This window comes from Azonexus sp. GW821-FHT04F04 (assembly GCF_059420025.1).
The window spans coordinates 140,597-160,893 of the sequence record NZ_JBWKSX010000001.1 but is presented as its reverse complement, the minus strand read 5'-3'; the positions used below and the strand labels follow the sequence as shown (position 1 = coordinate 160,893).

Annotated in this window: 20 protein-coding genes; 14 read left to right on the top strand and 6 right to left on the bottom strand. The window is 63.0% G+C overall.

The genetic code is table 11. The features are described 5' to 3' along the window. Positions 1-16: 16 nt before the first annotated feature. The 3 genes from lptB to recA are packed head-to-tail and all read right to left on the bottom strand — an operon-like array spanning position 17 to position 2,200. On the bottom strand, positions 17-751 hold the full coding sequence (gene lptB / locus AC07TV_RS00760; RefSeq protein WP_494646483.1) for an LPS export ABC transporter ATP-binding protein: 735 nt from the start codon (positions 749-751) through the stop codon (positions 17-19). Then, entirely contained in the window at positions 748-1,179 is a 432-nt protein-coding gene (gene recX, locus AC07TV_RS00755) for a recombination regulator RecX (RefSeq protein ID WP_494646482.1), read from the bottom strand. The genes lptB and recX overlap by 4 nt, the downstream gene beginning before the upstream one ends. Beyond that, positions 1,172-2,200, bottom strand: coding sequence for a recombinase RecA (recA, locus tag AC07TV_RS00750; protein WP_494646481.1), 1,029 nt, complete (start codon positions 2,198-2,200; stop codon positions 1,172-1,174). The genes recX and recA overlap by 8 nt, the downstream gene beginning before the upstream one ends. 58 nt (positions 2,201-2,258) lie before the next feature. Here recA and AC07TV_RS00745 point away from each other — a divergent pair, with 58 nt between their 5' ends. From AC07TV_RS00745 to AC07TV_RS00725, 5 genes are all read left to right on the top strand, one after another. Further along, positions 2,259-2,639, top strand: a complete 381-nt coding sequence (locus AC07TV_RS00745) for a hypothetical protein (protein WP_494646480.1) — start codon at positions 2,259-2,261, stop codon at positions 2,637-2,639. Beyond that, positions 2,633-3,289, top strand: coding sequence for a pseudouridine synthase (locus AC07TV_RS00740; RefSeq protein WP_494647369.1), 657 nt, complete (start codon positions 2,633-2,635; stop codon positions 3,287-3,289). Before AC07TV_RS00745 ends, AC07TV_RS00740 begins: the two co-directional genes overlap by 7 nt. A 70-nt stretch (positions 3,290-3,359) precedes the next feature. Beyond that, positions 3,360-4,907: a high affinity choline transporter 1 gene (locus AC07TV_RS00735; RefSeq protein WP_494646479.1), complete on the top strand. Its 1,548-nt coding sequence runs from the start codon at positions 3,360-3,362 to the stop codon at positions 4,905-4,907. A gap of 136 nt (positions 4,908-5,043) precedes the next feature. Then, entirely contained in the window at positions 5,044-6,102 is a 1,059-nt protein-coding gene (locus AC07TV_RS00730) for a VanZ family protein (RefSeq protein WP_494646478.1), read from the top strand. Continuing rightward, complete coding sequence (locus AC07TV_RS00725; RefSeq protein ID WP_494646477.1) at positions 6,051-8,765, top strand: cation-transporting P-type ATPase; 2,715 nt, start codon at positions 6,051-6,053, stop codon at positions 8,763-8,765. Before AC07TV_RS00730 ends, AC07TV_RS00725 begins: the two co-directional genes overlap by 52 nt. 189 nt (positions 8,766-8,954) lie before the next feature. Here the strand turns inward: AC07TV_RS00725 and AC07TV_RS00720 are convergent, their stop codons facing one another. Beyond that, positions 8,955-10,262 (bottom strand): hemolysin family protein, encoded by a 1,308-nt coding sequence (locus AC07TV_RS00720; RefSeq protein ID WP_494646476.1) that lies wholly within the window; start codon positions 10,260-10,262, stop codon positions 8,955-8,957. A gap of 234 nt (positions 10,263-10,496) precedes the next feature. On the opposite strand from AC07TV_RS00720, the gene AC07TV_RS00715 reads away from it, so the two are divergent. The 4 genes from AC07TV_RS00715 to AC07TV_RS00700 all read left to right on the top strand — a co-directional run bounded on the left by AC07TV_RS00715 (position 10,497) and on the right by AC07TV_RS00700 (position 13,125). Next, positions 10,497-10,805: a (2Fe-2S) ferredoxin domain-containing protein gene (locus AC07TV_RS00715; protein WP_494646475.1), complete on the top strand. Its 309-nt coding sequence runs from the start codon at positions 10,497-10,499 to the stop codon at positions 10,803-10,805. A 4-nt stretch (positions 10,806-10,809) separates the two neighbouring features. Continuing rightward, positions 10,810-11,448 (top strand): alpha/beta hydrolase, encoded by a 639-nt coding sequence (locus AC07TV_RS00710; protein ID WP_494646474.1) that lies wholly within the window; start codon positions 10,810-10,812, stop codon positions 11,446-11,448. Continuing rightward, positions 11,436-12,353 carry an ATP-binding cassette domain-containing protein gene (locus AC07TV_RS00705; protein WP_494646473.1) on the top strand — a complete coding sequence of 306 codons (918 nt, stop codon included), beginning with the start codon at positions 11,436-11,438 and terminating at the stop codon, positions 12,351-12,353. Before AC07TV_RS00710 ends, AC07TV_RS00705 begins: the two co-directional genes overlap by 13 nt. A 157-nt stretch (positions 12,354-12,510) precedes the next feature. Continuing rightward, positions 12,511-13,125 (top strand): hypothetical protein, encoded by a 615-nt coding sequence (locus AC07TV_RS00700; protein WP_494646472.1) that lies wholly within the window; start codon positions 12,511-12,513, stop codon positions 13,123-13,125. Positions 13,126-13,135: 10 nt separating this feature from the next. Here AC07TV_RS00700 and AC07TV_RS00695 read toward each other — a convergent pair whose 3' ends face one another. Then, positions 13,136-13,903 (bottom strand): TIGR01458 family HAD-type hydrolase, encoded by a 768-nt coding sequence (locus AC07TV_RS00695; RefSeq protein ID WP_494646471.1) that lies wholly within the window; start codon positions 13,901-13,903, stop codon positions 13,136-13,138. Between the two features lie 89 nt (positions 13,904-13,992). Between AC07TV_RS00695 and AC07TV_RS00690 the strand changes: the two genes are divergently transcribed. Beyond that, positions 13,993-15,399 (top strand): tetratricopeptide repeat protein, encoded by a 1,407-nt coding sequence (locus AC07TV_RS00690; protein ID WP_494646470.1) that lies wholly within the window; start codon positions 13,993-13,995, stop codon positions 15,397-15,399. Between the two features lie 3 nt (positions 15,400-15,402). On the opposite strand, the gene AC07TV_RS00685 is transcribed toward AC07TV_RS00690, so the two are convergent. Next, positions 15,403-16,950, bottom strand: a complete 1,548-nt coding sequence (locus AC07TV_RS00685; protein WP_494646469.1) for a B12-binding domain-containing radical SAM protein — start codon at positions 16,948-16,950, stop codon at positions 15,403-15,405. Positions 16,951-17,105: 155 nt separating this feature from the next. On the opposite strand from AC07TV_RS00685, the gene AC07TV_RS00680 reads away from it, so the two are divergent. From AC07TV_RS00680 to AC07TV_RS00665, 4 genes are all read left to right on the top strand, one after another. Then, positions 17,106-17,876 carry an ABC transporter permease gene (locus tag AC07TV_RS00680; RefSeq protein ID WP_494646468.1) on the top strand — a complete coding sequence of 257 codons (771 nt, stop codon included), beginning with the start codon at positions 17,106-17,108 and terminating at the stop codon, positions 17,874-17,876. A gap of 18 nt (positions 17,877-17,894) precedes the next feature. After that, on the top strand, positions 17,895-18,212 hold the full coding sequence (cutA, locus tag AC07TV_RS00675; protein WP_494646467.1) for a divalent-cation tolerance protein CutA: 318 nt from the start codon (positions 17,895-17,897) through the stop codon (positions 18,210-18,212). Continuing rightward, entirely contained in the window at positions 18,209-19,969 is a 1,761-nt protein-coding gene (locus AC07TV_RS00670) for a protein-disulfide reductase DsbD (RefSeq protein ID WP_494646466.1), read from the top strand. Before cutA ends, AC07TV_RS00670 begins: the two co-directional genes overlap by 4 nt. An 88-nt stretch (positions 19,970-20,057) precedes the next feature. After that, positions 20,058-20,297: an acyl carrier protein gene (locus tag AC07TV_RS00665; protein WP_494646465.1), complete on the top strand. Its 240-nt coding sequence runs from the start codon at positions 20,058-20,060 to the stop codon at positions 20,295-20,297.

Sequence of the window (20,297 nt, the reverse complement as noted above, 5' to 3'; positions counted from 1 at the left end):
GGTTTCTATCTTCCGGTCAGAGCTTGAAGTGCTCGCCGAGATAAACCTTTCGTACGCTTTCATTATCAACGATTTCGTCCGGCCGTCCAGCCGCCAGAACGTTTCCGGCGTTGATAATGTACGCGTGGTCGCAAATACCCAGCGTCTCGCGGACATTGTGGTCGGTAATCAGGACGCCGATTCCGCGCTCCTTGAGGAAGCGGATAATTTTCTGAATTTCGAGCACGGCGATCGGATCGACGCCGGCAAACGGCTCGTCAAGCAGGATAAACCGTGGATTGGTCGCCAGGGCGCGGGCAATTTCAACGCGACGCCGCTCGCCACCGGACAGTGCCGAGGCATTGACGTGGCGGACGTGGCTGATATGCAGTTCGGCCAGCAACCCCTCAAGGCGATCGTTCAACTCGGCTTGCGGCAATTTGAGCAGCTCGAGGATGGCACGGATGTTTTCCTCGACATTGAGCTTGCGGAAAACCGAGGCTTCCTGCGGCAGATAGGACAGGCCAAGCCTCGCCCGGCTGTGCATCGGCAGGTGAGTCAGGCGATTGTCGTCGATATAGACTTCGCCGCCGTCAGCCGCGACCAGCCCGACGATCATGTAAAAACAGGTGGTCTTGCCGGCACCGTTCGGACCAAGCAGACCGACGACTTCACCGGACTTGACCTCGAAAGAGACGTCTTCGACGACTGTCCGCGCCTTGTAACGCTTCTTGAGATTGTGGGCCGAGAGTTTGGCTGCCGGCATGTTCATTCATCCACTCCCTGCATGGCCCGCCGAATGGCGTCGTTGGAAAAGCCACGATATTGCAGGAAACGCATCTGTTTGCCACGCTCCTCGGCGGTTTCCGGCGGTCGACCGAACTTTTTGGTCCAAATTACCCGGCAGCGTTCGGTTTCATCACCGGCTTCGGGCAGGGCCTTGGCGATGTCGGCATCGCTGACGCCTTGCTGGCGCAACTCCTGGCGCAGTCGCGCATCGCCGTAACGTCTTCCCCGCACTGCAACCCGTTGAGTAGCGTAGCGGCAATCGGAGAGCAGGCGTTCGGCCTGCAAGGTATCGAGCACTGCCGACAGCTCTTCCGCCGATTCGGCATGCGGAGCGAGCTTGGCCTGCAAGCCGGCCCGGCTGTAGTCACGCCGGGTCAGCAATTGCAGGGCGCGGACGCGCAAGTCAGGCATCCGCCGCAGCCGCCTTGGTCGGCTTGATGACGGTGGTGCTGGCCGCTTCGCGGATCTTCGCCTCGATTTCCTGGGCGATTTCCGGGTGCGACTTCAGGAATTCGCGGGAATTGTCCTTGCCCTGGCCGATCTTTTCGCCCTTGTAGGAGTACCAGGCGCCGGATTTTTCGACCAGCTTGTGGGAGACGCCCATTTCGACCACTTCGCCCTGACGGGAAATGCCTTCACCGTAGAGGATGTCGAAGATGGCTTCGCGGAAGGGCGGAGCGACCTTGTTCTTGACGACCTTGACCTTGGTTTCGCTGCCGATGACTTCGTCGCCCTTCTTGATCGCGCCGATGCGGCGGATGTCGAGGCGAACCGAAGCGTAGAACTTGAGCGCGTTGCCGCCGGTCGTCGTTTCCGGCGAACCGAACATGACGCCGATCTTCATGCGGATCTGGTTGATGAAAATGACCAGCGTGTTGGTCTTCTTGATGTTGGCAGTCAGCTTGCGCAGGGCCTGGCTCATCAGGCGGGCGTGCAGGCCGACCATCTGGTCGCCCATTTCGCCTTCGATTTCAGCGCGCGGGGTGAGGGCGGCGACCGAGTCGATGACGATGATGTCAACCGAACCGGAGCGAACCAGCATGTCGGCAATTTCAAGGGCTTGTTCGCCGGTATCCGGCTGCGAGATCAGCAGGTCGCCGACATTGACGCCAAGCTTCTGGGCGTATTGCGGATCGAGCGCGTGTTCGGCGTCGATGAAGGCAGCAACACCGCCGAGCTTCTGCATTTCGGCCACGACTTGCAGACAGAGCGTGGTCTTGCCGGAAGATTCCGGACCGTAGATTTCAACGACGCGACCGCGCGGCAGGCCACCGACGCCCAGCGCGATGTCCAAACCGAGCGAGCCGGTAGACACGACCTGAATGCCTTCGTCGATTTCGGCGTCGCCCATCTTCATGATGGAGCCTTTGCCGAATTGCTTTTCGATCTGTTGCAGCGCTGCGGCGAGCGCCTTTGCCTTGTTGTCGTCCATGGAGTTACCTCGGAAATTTGAGCGGATTATGGCACAGGGGCCAAAGATGGAATAGAAATTGCTGCGTTTGATCGACAGGCTGATTGTTCCGGATATGCCATCGGCAGCCGTCAATTTCACTGATTACACGGAGCAGACGAGGTATATTCCCAGCCCGCTCCGCCATTACTTAAATACTGTGTATAAATACAGTACATTTACCATGATCGCTTGGCAAGAAAATTCTGCATTCAAATCAAGGCTCGGCAAGCTGCTGCTCTGCATTTGGCTGGCCGTCAATGCGCCGCAGAGTTTCGCCAAACCAGCGCCGTGGTACTGGTGGGCGAGCAAGACGACCGACCACCGGGTCTGCGCGCAGACTTCACCTGGAACCGGCTGGTTTCGCGAGAGCACGGCGTTCAGGGACAGCGGCTGCAGTGTCCGGGTGAAAGCATTTTGACGGCCTATTTTCCTCCACCCGATAGCGGTCTGACCGTCATCCACGTCGATAACGAAATCATCGTTGTCGACAAACCGGCCGGGCTGCTCTCCGTCCCGGGGCGCGGGGAGGGCATGGACGATTGCCTGGCGTCGCGCGTCCAGGCCCGTTATCCCGATGCACTGATTGCCCATCGCCTCGACATGTCGACCTCCGGCCTGCTCGTTCTGGCGCGTGGCGCGGAAATGCACCGGCAACTTTCGCGATTTTTCCGCGAACGCCAGATCGACAAACGTTATGTCGCCATCGTTCACGGGCAAATGGTGGAGGATAGCGGCGAGGTTGAGTTGCCGTTGATCTGCGACTGGCCGAACCGGCCGCGACAAAAGGTCGATTTCGAGATCGGCAAGCCGTCGTTGACCCGTTTTCGCGTCGTCAGTCGCGATCCGGAGGCCAACACGACGCGCGTCGAACTCGAGCCGGTGACTGGCCGCTCGCACCAGCTACGCGTCCATATGGCCTCGCTCGGCCATCCGATTCTCGGTGACGATCTCTATGGTGGCGAAGCGACGGCACTGGCTGATCGACTGCTCTTGCACGCCATGGATTTGGGCCTGTTTCACCCGTTGACCGCAGCAGCCATTCAATTTCATTCCGACGCCCCGTTTTGACGCTGCTAAACCGCCCAACGACCGTATAATTTTCGCGTTTTGAACCTTTTTCCCGGTTGACCGTACGATCATGCTGATCTGGTTCGTCGTCCTCTACCTGATGGTTTCCATCGGCATCGGCCTGTTTGCCGCGACCCGCGTCCATAGCGCCAAGGATTTTGCCGTCGCCGGCCGCCATCTGCCGCTGCCGGTCGTCACCGCCACTGTGTTCGCCACCTGGTTCGGCGCCGAAGCGGTGTTCGGCGTCTCCGCCACCTTCGTCAAGGATGGCCTGACCGGCGTTGTCGCCGACCCCTTCGGCTCGTCGATGTGCCTGATCATCGCCGGCGTCTTTTTCTCGCGGAAGCTCTACAAGCTCAACATCCTGACGCTCGGCGACTATTTCCGCCTGCGCTACAACCGCACGGTCGAGGTGCTGACCACGCTGTGCATCGTCGCCAGCTACCTCGGCTGGGTATCGGCCCAGATCAAGGCGCTCGGGCTGGTCTTCAACGTCGTCACCGCCGGTTACGTCAGCCAGACCGCCGGCATGATCCTTGGTGCGGCCATCGTGCTGACCTACACCACCTTCGGCGGCATGCTCTCGGTAGCCATCCTCGACTTCGTCCAGATGGGCGTCATCATGGGCGGCATGCTGTACATCGGCTATGTCGTCTCCGGGCTGACCGGTGGCGTCGAACTGGTCATCAACCATGCCTCGGCCGCCGGCAAGCTCGATTTCTTCCCACCACCCGACCCATGGCTGTGGCTGACCTTCCTCGGCGCCTGGATCACCATGATGCTCGGCTCAATCCCGCAGCAGGACGTCTTCCAGCGCATCACCTCGGCCAAGAGTCAGCGCATTGCGCTGTGGGGCTCGATCCTCGGCGCCTCGATCTACTTCTGCTTCACCTTCGTGCCGATGTTCATCGCCTATTCGGCAACACTGATCGACCCCGAACTGTTCAACGGCCTGATGCAGACCGACTCGCAACTCGTCCTGCCCACCCTGGTCCTCAATCACACCCCGGTCTTCGCCCAGGCCATCTTCTTCGGTGCCGTCCTGTCGGCCATCATGAGCTGCTCGTCGGCCACCTTGCTCGCCCCCTCGGTCGCCTTCTCGGAAAACATCGTGCGCGGCTTTTACCCACACATGGGAGACCATCAGTTTTTGAAAGTGATGCGCGGCTCGATCGTGGTTTTTGCCGGCATCGTCCTTGGCTTCGCGCTGTACTCCAACGCCAGCATTTTCAAGATGGTCGAAAACGCCTACAAGATCACGCTGGCCGGCGCCTTCGTGCCCCTGTTCTTCGGTGCCTTCTGGAAACGGGCAACGACGCAGGGCGCGCTGGCCGCCATCTTTGGCGGCCTGTCGGCATGGATTCTGATCGAAGTACTGGTCAGCGTCAGCGGCCAGCCTTCCGGCGCGCCCGACTACGCCTACGCGCTGGTCGGCATCGGCCAGGCCGTGCCGCCGCAGTTGATCGGACTGGCCGTCAGCATCGTCGGCATGATCGCCGGGTCGCTGTTGCCACAATGGGTCGGCCATCGCCTGCCGCATGAAGACATCCATGAAGCCCTGCACCACCGGGCGGCAGCCGAAACCCATCACGCCACCGAACATCCGCACCACCACTAAGCCGGTACGAAACTTCGGGACCCTCAGGATTTGCCTGACAGTGTGACCAACCGTCACCCGAAAATCCGCTACGCCGCCATCATTGTTACGACACATAAGGGCTGACGGGCCGGCCAATCGCCCCTAAAATCAGGTCATGGCACATCATGGTCGTGGCCCCATCCTGCTTTCCCGCTACCTGGCGCTCGCCTGGTGCGGGCTGGTCGTGTACGGCAGCCTGCACCCGTTTACCGGCTGGCGTGATACCGGCGTCTCGCCACTTGCCTTCCTTGAAGGCGGCTGGCCGCGCTATTGGACGGTCTTCGATCTGGCGGCCAATGTCGCGGTCTACCTGCCTTTGGGCTTCTTTCTGACCCTCGCGCTGAGCAGCCTGCCTTGGCGTTTCACCGCCCTGATCCTCGCCGTACTCCTCTCTGGCAGCGTCAGCTTCGGTCTCGAAACAGTACAGACCTGGCTGCCCTCACGCGTCCCGTCCAATCTCGACCTCGCCTGCAATACGCTGGGCGGGCTGCTTGGCGCACTGTGGGCACAGCACGTCGGACCACGCGTCTTCGCCCGCATCGCGGCGCTCGAACACCGGCTGATCGCCCCCATCCCGCACGCCGAACTGGGCCTGACCTTGCTCGGCCTGTGGCTGCTCGTGCCGCTGTCGCCCGAAACACTGCTCTTCGGGGCCGGCGATGTGCGGCAGATTTTCGGGTTGACCGGTGCCGTTCCCTTCGCCGCCGAGAGCTTTGTGATGATCGAGGCCAGCATCACCGCCTTCAATGTCGTCGCCGTCGGCCTGATCGTCCGCATGCTGTGTGCGCGGCTACTCTTCGCCTACCTCATCGTGCCGCTCTTCCTGCTCCTCTGCCTGGTCATCAGCACGGTCTCTGCCGCCGTTCTGGTCAGCCCGGCCGATTCGCTGGCCTGGCTGACGCCGGGCGCCAAGCTCGGGCTGGCGGTTGGTTGCGGCATCCTCTCCGTCGCGCTCGCCCTGCCGGCAACGCCGCGCCTGATGATCGCCGCGCTGGCGCTGATGGCCGGTACGGTACTGGTCAACATGGCACCGCCCAACCCGTATTCGGAAGCGGCGCTGGCTGTCTGGCGGCAGGGACACTTTCTCAATTTCAATGGCCTGACGCGCCTGCTCGCTACCCTATGGCCCTTCCTGACCCTGCCTTTCCTGTTCCTGACGACGCGCCGGACCTAGCCTGGCATGCCGACACTGCTGAAGCGGCCGCCCGACGGCTCGGGGTCGATCGCGCGGCGGGTCTGGATGATGAAGAAGCAGCCTCCCGACTCACCCGCCACGGCCCCAATCGCCTGACCGAACGCCCCGGCAAACCAGCCTGGCGCCGCTTCGCCGAGCAGGTCATGCAACCGCTCGTGCTGGTGCTTATCGCGGCCGGGGCAATCACCGCCGCCCTCGGCGAATTCGTGGACGCCAGCGTGATATTCGGTGTCGTGCTGGTCAATGCCCTCATTGGCTACTGGCAGGAGGCCAAGGCCGAAGGAGCGCTGGCCGCTCTGGCGCGCAGCGTCACCACCCCGGTTACCGTGCGCCGTGGTGGCCATCGCCAGCAACTCGACGCGACGCAACTGGTTCCCGGCGACATCGTCATGCTCGCCGCCGGCGACCGCATTCCGGCCGACCTCCGGCTGATCCAGCAACACGAGCTGCACACCGACGACTCGATGCTGACCGGCGAATCGCAGCCCGTCACCAAGGACATCGCCACGCTGCACCCCGATACCGTGCTCGCCGACCGCCTCAACATGGCCTACGCCGGCACCACGGTGGTGGCCGGGCAGGGCACCGGGCTGGTCATTGCCACCGGCGACGCCACCGAAACCGGGCGCATCGCCGGGTTGATCGCCGCCGCACCCGATCTGGTGACGCCGCTGACGCGCAAGATGGCGCGTTTTTCCAATTGGCTGCTGTGGGCCATCGGCGGGCTGGCGCTGCTCACCGTCGGCGTCGGTCTGACCCGCGGCGAAACGGCTTTCGACATGTTCATCGCCGCCGTGGCGCTCGCCGTCGGCGCCATTCCGGAAGGCCTGCCGGCCGCCGTTACCGTCACGCTGGCCATCGGCGTCGCCCGCATGGCCAAACGGCGGGCCATCATCCGTCACCTGCCGGCCGTTGAAACGCTGGGCAGCACGACGGTCATTTGCTCGGACAAGACCGGCACGCTGACCGAAAACGCGATGACCGTGCGCGTCCTGTGGTGCGCCGGCGAAGGCTATGCCATCGGCGGCCACGGCTACAACCCGGAAGGCGCCATCTCCCACGACGAGATGCCGGCCGGAATCGACGGCGCGCTGCGCGAAGGCCTGATCGCCGGCGCGCTGTGCAACGACGCCTCGCTGCGCCACGATCACGGCCAATGGAAGATTACCGGCGACCCGACTGAAGCTGCGCTGCTCGTCGCGGCGCGCAAGGGCGGGCTGGACGAGCACACGCTGGGCGCGCTCTTCCCCCGCCGCGACGTGCTGCCTTTCGACGCCTGCCGGCAGTTCATGGCTACCGCCCACGATGGCGACGGGGAGGGCGTGGTGTATGTCAAAGGCGCCCTCGAACGCCTGCTGCCGCTGTGCGTCGATCAGCTGTCGGCCAACGGCCAGCCGCTGCCCGTCGACCGCGCGGCCATCGAAAAAATTGCCTGTGCCTACGCCGAGCAGGGCATGCGCGTCCTGTTGCTGGCCCGGCGCAATTTCAATTTTGGCCAAAATTTCCGGTTGACCGTGGAAGGCGTCGACCAGCTCACGCTGATCGGCCTCGTCGGCATGATCGACCCGCCGCGCAAAGCCGCCATTGGCGCCATCCGCAGCTGCCATTCGGCCGGCATCCGGGTCAAGATGATCACCGGCGACCACGCCGTCACGGCGCTCGCCATCGCCCGTCAGATCGGACTCAATGCCGAAAAAGCGCTGACCGGCCGTGAGCTGGCCTTGCTCGACGCCGCCGCGCTGGACGAAGCCGCCCACAGCGTCGACGTCTTCGCCCGCGTCGAACCGGAACAAAAGCTGCGCCTCGTCCGCGCCCTGCAGGCGCGAGGCGAAGTCGTCGCGATGACCGGCGACGGGGTCAACGACGCACCAGCCTTGAAGCAGGCCGACATCGGCATCGCCATGGGACTGGCCGGCACCGAAGTGGCCAAGGAGGCGGCGGCCATGGTCCTCACCGACGACAATTTCGCCAGCATCGAGGCGGCGGTCGAGGAGGGTCGCGGCGTCTGGGACAACCTCGTCAAGTTCATCACCTGGACGCTGCCGACCAATTTCGGCGAAGGCCTGGTCATCGTCGCCGCCATCCTGTTCGGCAGCACGCTGCCGATCACCCCGCTGCAGATTTTATGGATCAACATGACGACGGCCGTCCTGATCGGCCTGCCGCTCGCCTTCGAACCGATCGAGCGCGGCATCATGCGCCGGCCGCCGCGCCGGCTCGACATGCCGGTCCTCGACGGCAGCCTGATCCGTCGCATCATCCTCGTCTCGGTGCTCATGCTGGCCGGTGCCTTCGGCCTCTTCCTGCTCGAACTGAAGCAGGGTCACACGCTGGCCGAAGCGCGCACCGTCGCGGTCAACGTCTTCGTCATGGTCGAAATGGCCTACCTTTTCAACTGCCGCTCGCTGACTCATGGCTTCTGGAAGCTGGGGCTGTTTTCCAACCCGTGGATCTGGGCCGGCCTCGGCAGCATGCTGGCCCTGCAACTGGCGCTGACCTACCTGCCGGTGATGAATCGGCTATTCCAGACGGCACCGATCGGGCTGGTCGAATGGGCGGAAATAGTCGCTGTCGCCTTGCTGTGTTCGTTGCTCATCGGCATCGAGAAGTGGCTGTCTCGGATCAGGACGGAAAAAAGCTGAAGCGGGGCAGTTTGCTGTTTCACTGCACCCCCTTGCTTTCCGTTCTTGCGTTTATTGAGCCGACGGCGCAGAGGCCGTTCTTTTGTGTTTACTTATGCCCAGGAAGCCTTATTGAGCAACAGCAGCCGACTTCCACGGTCAACCGGAAAAATCGGCCAAAATCGGAATCGGCCACCCACCGGAATCCGTTCAGGACGGATTGTCCGTCTTTGGAATGATCCGTATCAGCACGATGCGCGGACCGGTCATTTTCTTGACCACGGCGTCAAATTGCGGGAAGGAGATGCGCTGTCCTTCTTCCGGCAGGGCACCCAATTGCTGCAGGATCAGACCGCCAACCGAGTCGACGCCGGCTTCATCGATGTCGATGCCCAGGGTGCGTTCGAGCGTGAAGATGGGCAGGCTGCCCTTGCCGATCAGCGAGCCATCGTCGAGCCTCGACCACTCGTTGTGGGTCTGGCGGAATTCGTCGCGAATCTCGCCGACCAAGGCGCCAAGCAGGTTATCGAGCGTGATGAAACCGATCGGATGACCGTCGCTGTAGGCGACCACGGCAAAATGCGGCGCCCCCTGGCGAAAGCGGCGAAACAGCTCGGTTGCCGAAAGACTCGGCGAAACGACGACGACCGGCCGCACCAGTTTGTCCAGCGTGTTGAGGTCCGGATCCTTGCGCAGGGCGATGAAGATGTCTTTCAGGTGGACGACGCCCTTGGCGTGACCATCCTCGGCCAGATAGGGATAGCGGCTGAAACGATGCTGCACGATCCGCTCGAGGCTGACCTCGATGTCGTCTGTTTCCGACAGCGGCACGGCTTCGCTGAACGGCCGCATCAGGTCGGCCACCTCGAGGTCGCGGAAATCGAGCGCCTGGGCCAGGACCCGCCACTCGTCGCCGGTGAAATCGGCATTGGCCCGTGACGAGCGGAGAATGACCTTGAGCTCTTCAGCCGAGTAGTGGGTGTCGTGCCCGGTATTGATGTCCAGATTGACCTTGCGCAGTACCCAGTTGGCGCTGTGGTTCAACACCCAGATGGCCGGATACATCGCCCAGTAGAAGGCGTACAACCCGGGCGCCGTCCACAGCCCGACCTTCTCCGTGACGCGGATGGCCATTGATTTGGGGGCCAGTTCGCCGACCACGATGTGCAGGTAGGAAATGATGAAAAAGGCGACGGCAAAGGCGATGCCATGCACCAGTTCCTCGCCGACAACGCCGAGCGCGTTGAGCAGCGGGCGCAGCAGATCGGCAAAGGCCGGCTCGCCGATCCAGCCGAGGCCGAGCGAGGCGAGGGTGATGCCGAGCTGGCAGGCCGACAGGTAGGCTTCCAGATCCTGATGAACCTTGGCCAGAATGCGACCGCGCCAGCCGCGCGTCTTGGCAATCGCCTTGACCCGACTTTGACGCAGTTTGACCAGACTGAACTCGGCGGCAACAAAAAAGCCGTTCAAAACAACGAGGACCAGCGCCAGCATGACCAGCATCAAACTATTACCCATATGTCGGACACCGTGTGCCCCGCTCCTTTAAGTGAACTGGATGAATCGGATACTACCCCGTAGGTCCGCCGCGACGCGAAAGCACCGATCCGGCGCGGCCGTCGTGGCTCGCCCATTGGCGGGCACGGCAGGCTTCCACGGTCAACCGGAAAAAACAGCCAAATTTGAAATTCCCCGCCACGTTCCACGTGAAACCGCCTCGCCTATAATGCGGGTCTGCACAGGAGACCCCGCATGAGCTACTTCAAACATCACGTTTTCGTCTGCACCAACCAGCGCGAGGCTGGCGAGCAATGCTGCAACAACGTCGGCGGTTCCGACATGTTCGCCTACGCCAAGGAGCGCATCGGCGCCCTCAAGCAGAACGGCGTCGGCGCCGTGCGCATCAACAAGGCCGGCTGTCTGGGCCGCTGCGAGGTCGGCCCGGTCATGGTCGTCTACCCGGAAGAAACCTGGTATTCCTTCATCGACAAGGAAGACGTCGAGGAAATCATCCAGTCCCACCTGATCGGCGGCAAGGTCGTCGACCGTCTGAAGATCTGACCCCATGCGCGTCGTCGAAGAGAAGATTCTCGTCGATGGCCCGGTCGGCAAGATCGAGGTCATCATGGAACGTCCGGATGCGCCGAAAGGTATCGCGCTGATCGCCCACCCGCACCCGATCGGCGGCGGCGCCAATACCAACAAGGTCGCCTACACGCTGGCCCGTACCTTCGTCGCGCTCGGCTACGCTGCCTTCCGCCCGAATTTCCGTGGCGTCGGCGGCACCGAAGGCGTTCATGACGAAGGCGTCGGCGAGACCGACGACCTGCTCGCCGTGCTCGAAGACGCCAAATGCCGCTGCGGCAACCTGCCCGTCGCCCTGGCCGGCTTCTCGTTTGGCGCCTACTGCCAGACCCGCGTCGCCAAGCGCCTGAGCGAAGCCAGCCACCCGGCCCAGCGCCTCGTTCTGGTCGGCACCGCCGCCGGCTTCATCGAAGGTACCCGCCAGTACGACACCGAAGCCGTGCCGCACGACACCATCGTCATCCACGGCTCGGCCGACGAAACCGTGCCGCTCGCCAATGTCCTCGACTGGGCGCAACCGCTCGACCTGCCGGTCGTCGTCGTGCCCGGCGCCGATCATTTCTTCCACCGTCGCCTGCACCTCATCCGCGACATCGTGACGCGCGCATGGCGGCACTGACAGCCAGCAATCTGCGCAAGACCTACGGCGACAGCGAAGTCGTCGCCGGTCTGTCGTTCGCCGTCGAACCCGGCACCTGCTTCGGCCTGCTCGGCCCGAACGGCGCCGGCAAGACGACGACGCTACGCCTCTGCCTCGGGCTGACCGGGCCGGACAGCGGCGACATCGTCCTCAACGGCCACGTCATTCCCGACGACGCCCAGGCGGCGCGGGCGCGCATTGGCGTCGTGCCCCAATTCGACAACCTCGACCCCGACTTCACCTGCGCCGAAAACCTGCTCGTATTCGGCCGCTATTTCGGGCTCAAGGATGCCGACATCCGCGTCAAGATCCCGCAATTGCTTGAATTTGCCGGCCTGTCGAGCAAGGCCGGCGCCCGCTTGGCGACGCTGTCCGGCGGCATGAAACGCCGGCTGACGCTGGCCCGGGCCATGGTCAACGACCCCGACATCATCTTCCTCGATGAGCCGACCACCGGCCTCGACCCACAAGCCCGCCACCTGATCTGGGAACGCCTCAAGCAGCTCAAGTCGGCCGGCAAGACGCTGATCCTGACCACCCATTTCATGGACGAAGCCGAACGCCTGTGCGACACGCTGATCGTCATCGACCACGGCCGCAAGATCGCCGAAGGCAGCCCGCGCCAACTGATCGCCGAGCAGATCGAACCGCAGGTCGTCGAGGTTTTTGACGAATCCCACGGTCAACTGGAAATTTTCGTCAAAAATCAAAAGCACCTCGCCGAGCGCGTCGAAACCAGCGGCGAAACCGCCTTCTTCTACTGCCGCGACCCGCGCGAACTGCTGGCCAAATTAGCCGATGCCGACGGCCTGCGCTACGTGCACCGCGCCTCCAACCTCGAAGACGTTTTCATCAAGCTGACCGGCCGCGAACTGCGCGACTGAATCCGGCGCAAAAAAGCCGGTCAGCCAGCAAACCAGCCCGGAAACGGCACCAATCCAGGCCCTTGGCATTCGCTACCCGAGATGCCAAGCTCATGTTTCTCCTGGACATTTTCCAAAATCTGCTAGAATGGAACATTGACTCAGTTTGGAAATCGCAATGCGTTGGTTGATGGTCGCGGCAGTGCTCGCATTCTCGGCAGTGGAAGTCGGTGCCTCGGAACAAGGTTCCGACGAGGCAGCGTCCGTCGTCGACATGTCCGTAGCCGCCCAGGGCGTCACCATCTCGGCCATTCCGATGCCGCCGCGCGCCATCAAGGAACTGACGCTCGAAGAGTCCGACCGCTTGCGCGCTGCCAAAAAGGCACGCATCGAAGCGCGCCTCGCCAAGAAAAAAGCAGCGACCGTGCTCATGCTGAGCCGCACCGAGCGCCGCCAGGTAGCGCTGCTGAGCGCCAGCACGCACGCCGGCGAGCCGCAGGTATTCACCTACGACCCGAACGACAATTATCAGGGCGGTCTCGATGAACTCGACCTGCACCGTTCGTTCAATCGCCCCAAGGTCGTCGATGAGTCGGCCAGCGACGACGCCGACCAGGATGAAGTGCCCGGCCACATTCGGCTCCGCCTGATGGTGGCGCGACTCAAGGCAGTCGAAGCCCACGCCCTGAGCCAGGTGCCGGATACCGACGAGGCCCTTCCCGATTCAGTCCTGCTTCGCCTCAAGGAAGCCCGCCTGAAAGCCGTTGCAGCGCATCAGCGCAAATTCGGCTGAGCCTCGTTTTTCAGCCCAGCAGGGCGTCGACCGCAGCAGAAAAATCATCGTAAACCGCCGCCGGACGAATGTCCGGATGCGCGTCGTCGCCGGCCCGGAATTTCCCCGTCCGCACCAGAATCCCCCGAATACCCGCCGCCTGCGCGCCGCCGATGTCGTCGCTCAGATCGTCACCGATCAACACCGCCTGAGCCGGCGCGATCCCCAGCTCAGCCAGCGCCGCATTGAAGAAAGCCGGTGCTGGCTTGCCGGTGATTTCGGCCGTGATCCCGGCCGAATACTCCAGCCCGGCAACAAAGGCGCCCATGTCCAGCGACAGCCCGTCCGGCTCCATGAAATAGCGATTGCGCGCCATTGCCATGAGCGGCAGACCGTCCATGAGCAGCCGGAAAGCATGGTTCAGAATCGGGTAGGTGAAATGCGTCCCCATGTCGCCGAGTACGACGATGTTGGGCTCGGGGTCACTTTCCCCCATTTCGGCGGCGATATCCGGGTGAATCAGCCACAGCGGGCGCAAACCCCGGCTACGGACCAGCGTTCGCGCGGCCAACGCTGCCGTCTGGATCTCGCTGGCGGCCAGCGTGAAACCCATGCGCTGCAACTTGGCGAACAGGATGGTGCTCGGCGTCCGCGTCGTATTGGTCAGGAAACGCAAGGGCAGGCCCGACGCCCGCAGCCGATCAAGCGCCCGCACCGCCCCCGGCAAGGCGTCATCCCCGGTGTGCAGCACGCCGGCCAGATCGATCAATACCGCTTTCGGTGAAATTGTCGGTGCCATCTCCGCCACCTCCGAGGAGTTTTAACAGGGGTTCGATTATCGTTTTTGACTAAAGTTTTGTCATTGGCTCGCCGGGCTAAAATAACCGGATGACAACGCCTTCCGCCGCCGCCGAAAAGCATTTTTATGAAGCCCTGCGGGTCATGGAGCAGGGCGATCTGGCAGCCGCAGAAAACGGTTTTCGCCAAGCCTTACAGTTGGCGCCGACGCTGTCCGAAGCCCGCGCCAATCTTGGTTATCTGCTCGACAGTCAGGGCCGCCATCAGGAAGCCGAGGAAAGTTACCGTCAGGCGCTGGCACTGGCCCCGATGCAGGTGCAGACCTACATCAATCTAGGTGCCCTGCTCGAATCGCAGCAGCGCTTTGGCGAAGCCGAGGTGGCTTACCAGAGTGCTTTGGCCATCGACCCCGAATCGCCCGCCGCCTGGTCCAATCTCGGCGTGTTGCTGACCTGCATGAAGCGGGAAATGGAAGCCGAACGCTGTTTCCGCAACGCACTTGAACTGGCCCCCGACTATCAAAAAGCGGCGTTCAGCCTTGCACACCTGCTGCTGCGCCAGGGACGCTACGAAGAAGGCTGGCGCCACATGGAATCGCGCGACTGGTACGCGCAGATCGAGAAACACCTGGGCATGCCGCGCTGGCGAGGCGAATCCTTGACCGGGAAATCGCTCCTGATCGGTCTCGAGGCCGGCCACGGCGACATGATCCAGTTTTGCCGCTTTGGCAAACAACTCAAGGAACTCGGCGCCCGCCGCGTCTCCGTTCTTTGCCATCCGCCGCTCAAAAGCCTGTTCCAGCATCTGGCCGGCATTGACGAGGCGATTGCCGTCGGCGATCCCGATCCGGGCATTGCATGGGATTTCTGGACGCCGCCCTTGAGCCAACCGTATTACCTGGGCACGCGCCTCGACACCATCCCGGCCGAACTGCCCTACCTGCGCGTAGCGCCGCACAAGGTCGCCGATTGGCGGGCCGTCATGGGCGACAGCGGCGACGCGCTGCGCGTCGGACTGGTCTGGAAGGGCAACCCGCGTTTCGAGAACGACGCCTATCGTTCACTGCGCTCGCTGCGTGATCTGGCGCCGCTCGGCGACGTCGCGGGCATCCGCTATTTCAGCCTGCAGAAAGGCGCTGGCGAGGACGAAACGGCCAGCGCCGTCGCGCCGTTTGCCATCACCCCGCTTGGCGCCGACATCGCCGATTTTTCGGATACCGCGGCGATCATGATGAATCTCGATCTGGTCATCGCCGTCGATACCGCCGCCGCGCATCTGGCCGGCGCTCTCGGTCGCCCCTGCTGGGTCCTGCTGCCCGATTACAAGACGGACTGGCGATGGCTCGCCGAGCGCAGCGATTCGCCGTGGTACCCCGGGGTCATGCGGCTGTTCCGGCAGGACGCCACTGGCACCTGGGGGCCGGTCATCGCCCGGCTTAAAGATGCGCTGGCTGATCTGGTCAAGCAACGCGGCCAAGCAATTGCCAGCGCGCCGTGATTGTTAACCGGAGTTGGCGCCGTGCCGGTCCTGACGCTGGGCAAGGGCCCTGGCCAACCGCGGCACCGGCTTTTCCCGGTCCTTCAACAAGCCTTGCAGGCAGGCCGGATTGGCGCGGGCGCCGCTAGCCTGATAATCGGCGAGCAATGTCTGGCGGACGCTTTCCTTTTCCATTCCGATCACGCCGGTCAGATAATCAAACAGGCTGTCGAGCAGTTTTTCCGGCGTCAGACGGCTAGTCTGGCCGGTGCTTTGCCACAGCCAGTCGGCGAAGGCGAGGAAGGCATTGAAGGGCGAAGGGCCGGCGAGCAGGAGAGGCAGGGTTTGCGGGAAGCGGCCCGAGTTGGCGAGCAGATCCCAGTAGCGGGCGAGGCGGGTGAAGCGCTCGACGGTCGGCGCGTCGACCACGGCGGTTTGGCGGACGGTGTAGGGCGGTTCGGCGTCGTAGGTCATGCCGTGGACGACGCTATGGCGGGCGATCGGCGTGCCGCGCAGGCGTTTGAGGAGGCCGAGCTGGATTTCGTGCGGGCGCAGGGCGTACAGGCGGTCGAAACCTTCAGCGAAGCTGGCCAGCGTTTCACCGGGCAGGCCGAAGATCAGATCAGTGTGCAGGTGGGCGTGGCTGTGATTGACCAGCCAGGCCAGGTTTTCGCAAGTTTTGGCGTTGTCCTGCCGGCGCGAGATGGCCTGCTGAACCTCCGGATTGAAGGTCTGGATGCCGACTTCGAACTGCAGCACGCCGGGCGGGAAGCGGGCGATCATGTCTTTCAGGCGTTCCGGCAGGTGATCGGGGATCACTTCGAAATGCAGGAATAGATCCGGCGTCAGGCGGTCGAGGAAGAATTGCAGGATGGTCAGCGAGCTGTCGATTTTTAGATTGAAGGTCCGGTCGACGAACTTGAAATTGCGCGCCCCGCGCTCGTAGAGCCTTTCCAGCGCGGCAAGAAAGCGTTCCGCCGAAATGGCCCAGGCGGTCTTGTCGAGCGAACTGAGGCAGAACTCGCACTTGAACGGGCAGCCACGCGAGGCCTCCACGTAGAGCAGGCGATGGACCAGATCGTCGGCGCTGAACTCGGCGTAGGGCAGGGCGATGTCGTCCAGCGCCGGCTGCTCGCCGGGGATCACTTTCATCAGCGGAGGCGGCCCGTCGAGCAGGGCGCGGCACAGTTTCGGAAAACTGACGTCGCCCCAGCCGGTGATCAGGTGGTCGGCGAGCCGGACGATTTCCTGCCCCTCCCATTCGTAACTGACTTCCGGCCCGCCGAGGACGATTTTCAGCGCCGGCCGGGCCTGTTTGAGCCGGCGGACGACCTCGGTCGTTTGCTCGACGTTCCAGATATAGACACCGAAACCGATGACCTGCGGCTCCTCGGCGAGCAGCGCGTCGACGATCTCCGGCACCGGCCGGGCGATGGTGAATTCGCGCAACGCCGTCCGTTCGCGCAGCCCGGCGCCGCCATGCCGCTCCATGTTGGCCAGCAAGTAGCGCAGGCCGAGCGAGGCGTGGATGTATTTAGCGTTGAGCGTGCTCAGGATGATGGCGGGCGTCATTTCGCCATTTTGACAGCTTCGCCGAGGCCATCTGAAGTGATCCCACGGTCAACCGAAAAAAAGGGCAAAAATCAAAATCCACAGCGCACAGAACTTAAACGCTAGCGTCTTGGACAGAGGCTAAAATGCGTCTTCCAATTCGTTAGCTCCGCCCCATGCTGCCTCAACCCTCCCTGCTCGGCTGGCTTCCCGTCTGGCAACGCAATTTCCTGGTCTGGCGCAAGCTGGCCCTGCCATCCATCCTCGGCAACCTGGCCGATCCGCTGATCTACATGCTCGGCCTCGGCTACGGGCTGGGCGCCATGCTGCCCAGCATCGAAGGCCAGCCCTACGTCGCCTTCCTCGCCGCCGGCACGGTCTGCGCCTCGACCATGAATGCCGCCACTTTCGAGGCGCTGTACTCGGCCTTTTCGCGCATGCATGTGCAGAAAACCTGGGAAGCCATCCTCAACACGCCGCTCGGCCTGGGCGATGTCGTCGCCGGCGAACTGTTCTGGGCCGCCACTAAATCGCTGTTCTCGGGCGCCGCGATTCTCGTCGTCATCACCGGCATGGGCCTGACCAACGGCCCGCTCATGCTCTGGGCACTGCCGGCCATCGTCCTCACCGGGCTGGCCTTCGCCGCCCTCGGCCTGATCTGGAACGCGCTGGCGCCGTCCTACGATTTCTTCATGTACTACTTCACGCTGTTCATCACGCCGATGACGCTGATTTCCGGCGTCTTCTTCCCTACCGACCAGCTCCCCGGCTGGCTGGCGCTGATCGGTGGCTGGCTGCCACTGGCCCAGGGCGTGGCGTTGGTTCGCCCGCTGCTCGCCGGCCAGATCCCGGCCGACGCCCTGATCCATGTCATGGCGTTGCTCGGCACAGCGGCCGTAGCCTTCACCATCGCCCTCCACCTGACTCGCCGCCGCCTGCTCAAGTAGACACAGTAGAATTCGCTAATGGAAACCCTGCTCGTCATCACCAACTGCCCGGATGAAGAAACCGCCAACGCCATCGCGCTCGCCGCGGTTGAAGAAAAACTGGCTGCCTGCGTCAACATCCTGCCGCGCGTCCAGTCGGTCTATCGCTGGCAGGGCAAGGTCGAATCGGCTTCCGAAATCCCTCTCTTTTTCAAGTCGACCGCAGCCAACTACCCGGCACTCGAAGCCAGAATCCGCCAACTCCATCCCTACGAGTTGCCCGAAATCATCGCCCTGCCGCTCAGCCACGGCTTGCCCGCCTACCTGAACTGGGTAGCGGCAGAAACGACCCCATGACCATGCGCCTACTGTTCCTCGTTTTCGCCTTTTTCCTCTCGCTTGCCCACGCCGAGGAATTCCTCGATCCGGCCGTCGCCTTCAAGCCCTCGGTCAAGGCGCTCGACGGCCAGACGCTCGAAATCAGCTACGAAATCGCCAAGGGCTACTACCTCTACCGCGACAAGTTCCGCTTCACCGTCGACGGCGAAACGGCCCCCCTCGGTACACCGACCCTCCCCAAAGGCAAGGAGCACGACGACGAAAATTTCGGCAAGGTCGAGGTCTATTACAAGACCGTCGCCATCCGCGTCCCGGTCGAGCGCATGTCCTCCGGCCCGCTGGCGCTGAAACTCAACGTCACCTCGCAAGGCTGCGCCGATGCCGGCGTCTGCTACCCGCCGCAAACCCAGCAGCTCAGCGTCGAGCTGCCCGACCCGGCCAGCGCACCGCCGGCCTCGGCCGCCCCGGCCGACGGCGACGAAAGCGGCCGGATCGCCGACACGCTCAAGAACGCCGGCTTCTGGACCAGCCTCGCCTTCTTCTTCATCGCCGGCCTCGGCCTGTCGCTGACCCCCTGCGTCTTCCCGATGATCCCCATCCTGTCCGGGATCATTGCCGGTCAGGGGCACAAGAATTCCCACGCCCGCGGTTTCGCGCTGTCCATGGCCTACGTCCTCGGCATGGCCGTCACCTACGCCGCGGCCGGCGTCGCCGCCGGCCTGAGCGGCACGCTGATTTCCGCGGCGCTGCAAAACCCGTGGGTGCTCGGCAGCTTCGCTCTGGTTTTCGTCGTGCTCTCGTTTTCGATGTTCGGCTTCTACGAACTGCAATTGCCGACCGCGCTGCAAAGCAAGTTGTCGGAAGAATCCGGCCACCTGCAGGGCGGACGCGGCATTGGCGTTTTCCTCATGGGCGCGCTGTCGGCGCTCATCGTCGGACCCTGTGTTGCCGCCCCGCTGGCCGGTGCGCTGCTTTACATCGGGCAGACCGGCGACGCCGTTTTCGGTGGCGCTGCATTGTTCGTCATGGCCCTCGGCATGGGCGCGCCGCTGATCGCCGTTGGCATCGCCGGCGGTTCGCTGCTGCCGAAAACCGGGCCGTGGATGGAAGGCGTCAAGAAGGCGTTCGGCGTGCTGCTGCTGGCTACCGCCGTCTGGCTCGTTTCGCCGGTCGTCCCGCCGGTGGCATCGATGCTGGCCTGGGCGGCGCTGCTCATCATTCCGGCCATCTACCTCCACGCCCTTGACCCGTTGCCGCCGCACGCCAAGGGCTGGCACCGTTTCTGGAAGGGCATCGGCATCGTCATGTTGCTGACCGGCGCCGCGCTGCTCATCGGTGCGCTGGCCGGGGGCCGCGATCCGCTGCAACCGTTGGCCGGATTACGCGGACAGGCGGTCGCCGCCGAAGAGAAAAGGTTGCCTTTCGAACGCGTCACCTCGGTGACCGACCTGGAAGCCCGAATCAAAACCGCCGGCAAGCCGGTCATGCTCGACTTTTACGCCGACTGGTGCGTCTCGTGCAAGGAAATGGAACGTTTCACCTTCTCCGAACCCGCTGTTCAGGCCAAACTGGCTGGTTTCACGCTGTTGCAGGCCGATGTCACGGCCAATTCGGATGACGACAAGGCTTTATTGGCCAAATTCAAACTGTTTGGCCCGCCGGGCATTATTTTTTACGATAGCAAAGGGCAGGAAATCAGAGCCGTCCGCATCGTCGGTTTTCAGGATGCCCGGCAATTCCAGAAAAGCCTGCAACAACTTGGCGTTGCCGGCTAGATTTCCCGAACGGATAGTCAGGCGACCGACCGACAACAGCCCGGCAAGCCTTTGGAAAACATGGCCTTTCGGCTAAAATTCACAGGTTATGGAATCTATTGGCCTGATTCGCGATTTTCTCAAGGACCGCCTCGGTGTCGAGCCGGAAAATGTCGTTCCCGGCGCCCTGCTGGCTGAACTTGGCGTCGACTCGCTGATGATGCTCGAACTGATGTTCGAGTTCGAGGACCGCTTCGGCATCAAGCTTTCCCGCGACATAAAAACCCCCCGGACGGTTGGCGAGATGGTTTCGCTGATGGACGGGCTGATTGCCAAGTCAAAGAGCTGA

Excerpts from the sequence above, each read along its gene's own strand:
- AC07TV_RS00685 (WP_494646469.1), bottom strand. The coding sequence starts at position 16,950 with ATGACGCCCGCCATCATCCTGAGCACGCTCAACGCTAAATACATCCAC.
- recX (WP_494646482.1), bottom strand. The coding sequence starts at position 1,179 with ATGCCTGACTTGCGCGTCCGCGCCCTGCAATTGCTGACCCGGCGTGAC.
- AC07TV_RS00725 (WP_494646477.1), top strand. The coding sequence starts at position 6,051 with ATGGCCCTTCCTGACCCTGCCTTTCCTGTTCCTGACGACGCGCCGGAC.
- AC07TV_RS00700 (WP_494646472.1), top strand. The coding sequence starts at position 12,511 with ATGCGTTGGTTGATGGTCGCGGCAGTGCTCGCATTCTCGGCAGTGGAA.
- AC07TV_RS00710 (WP_494646474.1), top strand. The coding sequence starts at position 10,810 with ATGCGCGTCGTCGAAGAGAAGATTCTCGTCGATGGCCCGGTCGGCAAG.
- AC07TV_RS00735 (WP_494646479.1), top strand. The coding sequence starts at position 3,360 with ATGCTGATCTGGTTCGTCGTCCTCTACCTGATGGTTTCCATCGGCATC.
- AC07TV_RS00705 (WP_494646473.1), top strand. The coding sequence starts at position 11,436 with ATGGCGGCACTGACAGCCAGCAATCTGCGCAAGACCTACGGCGACAGC.
- recA (WP_494646481.1), bottom strand. The coding sequence starts at position 2,200 with ATGGACGACAACAAGGCAAAGGCGCTCGCCGCAGCGCTGCAACAGATC.
- AC07TV_RS00730 (WP_494646478.1), top strand. The coding sequence starts at position 5,044 with ATGGCACATCATGGTCGTGGCCCCATCCTGCTTTCCCGCTACCTGGCG.
- AC07TV_RS00720 (WP_494646476.1), bottom strand. The coding sequence starts at position 10,262 with ATGGGTAATAGTTTGATGCTGGTCATGCTGGCGCTGGTCCTCGTTGTT.
- AC07TV_RS00665 (WP_494646465.1), top strand. The coding sequence starts at position 20,058 with ATGGAATCTATTGGCCTGATTCGCGATTTTCTCAAGGACCGCCTCGGT.
- lptB (WP_494646483.1), bottom strand. The coding sequence starts at position 751 with ATGAACATGCCGGCAGCCAAACTCTCGGCCCACAATCTCAAGAAGCGT.
- AC07TV_RS00670 (WP_494646466.1), top strand. The coding sequence starts at position 18,209 with ATGACCATGCGCCTACTGTTCCTCGTTTTCGCCTTTTTCCTCTCGCTT.
- AC07TV_RS00680 (WP_494646468.1), top strand. The coding sequence starts at position 17,106 with ATGCTGCCTCAACCCTCCCTGCTCGGCTGGCTTCCCGTCTGGCAACGC.
- AC07TV_RS00690 (WP_494646470.1), top strand. The coding sequence starts at position 13,993 with ATGACAACGCCTTCCGCCGCCGCCGAAAAGCATTTTTATGAAGCCCTG.
- AC07TV_RS00715 (WP_494646475.1), top strand. The coding sequence starts at position 10,497 with ATGAGCTACTTCAAACATCACGTTTTCGTCTGCACCAACCAGCGCGAG.
- AC07TV_RS00695 (WP_494646471.1), bottom strand. The coding sequence starts at position 13,903 with ATGGCACCGACAATTTCACCGAAAGCGGTATTGATCGATCTGGCCGGC.
- cutA (WP_494646467.1), top strand. The coding sequence starts at position 17,895 with ATGGAAACCCTGCTCGTCATCACCAACTGCCCGGATGAAGAAACCGCC.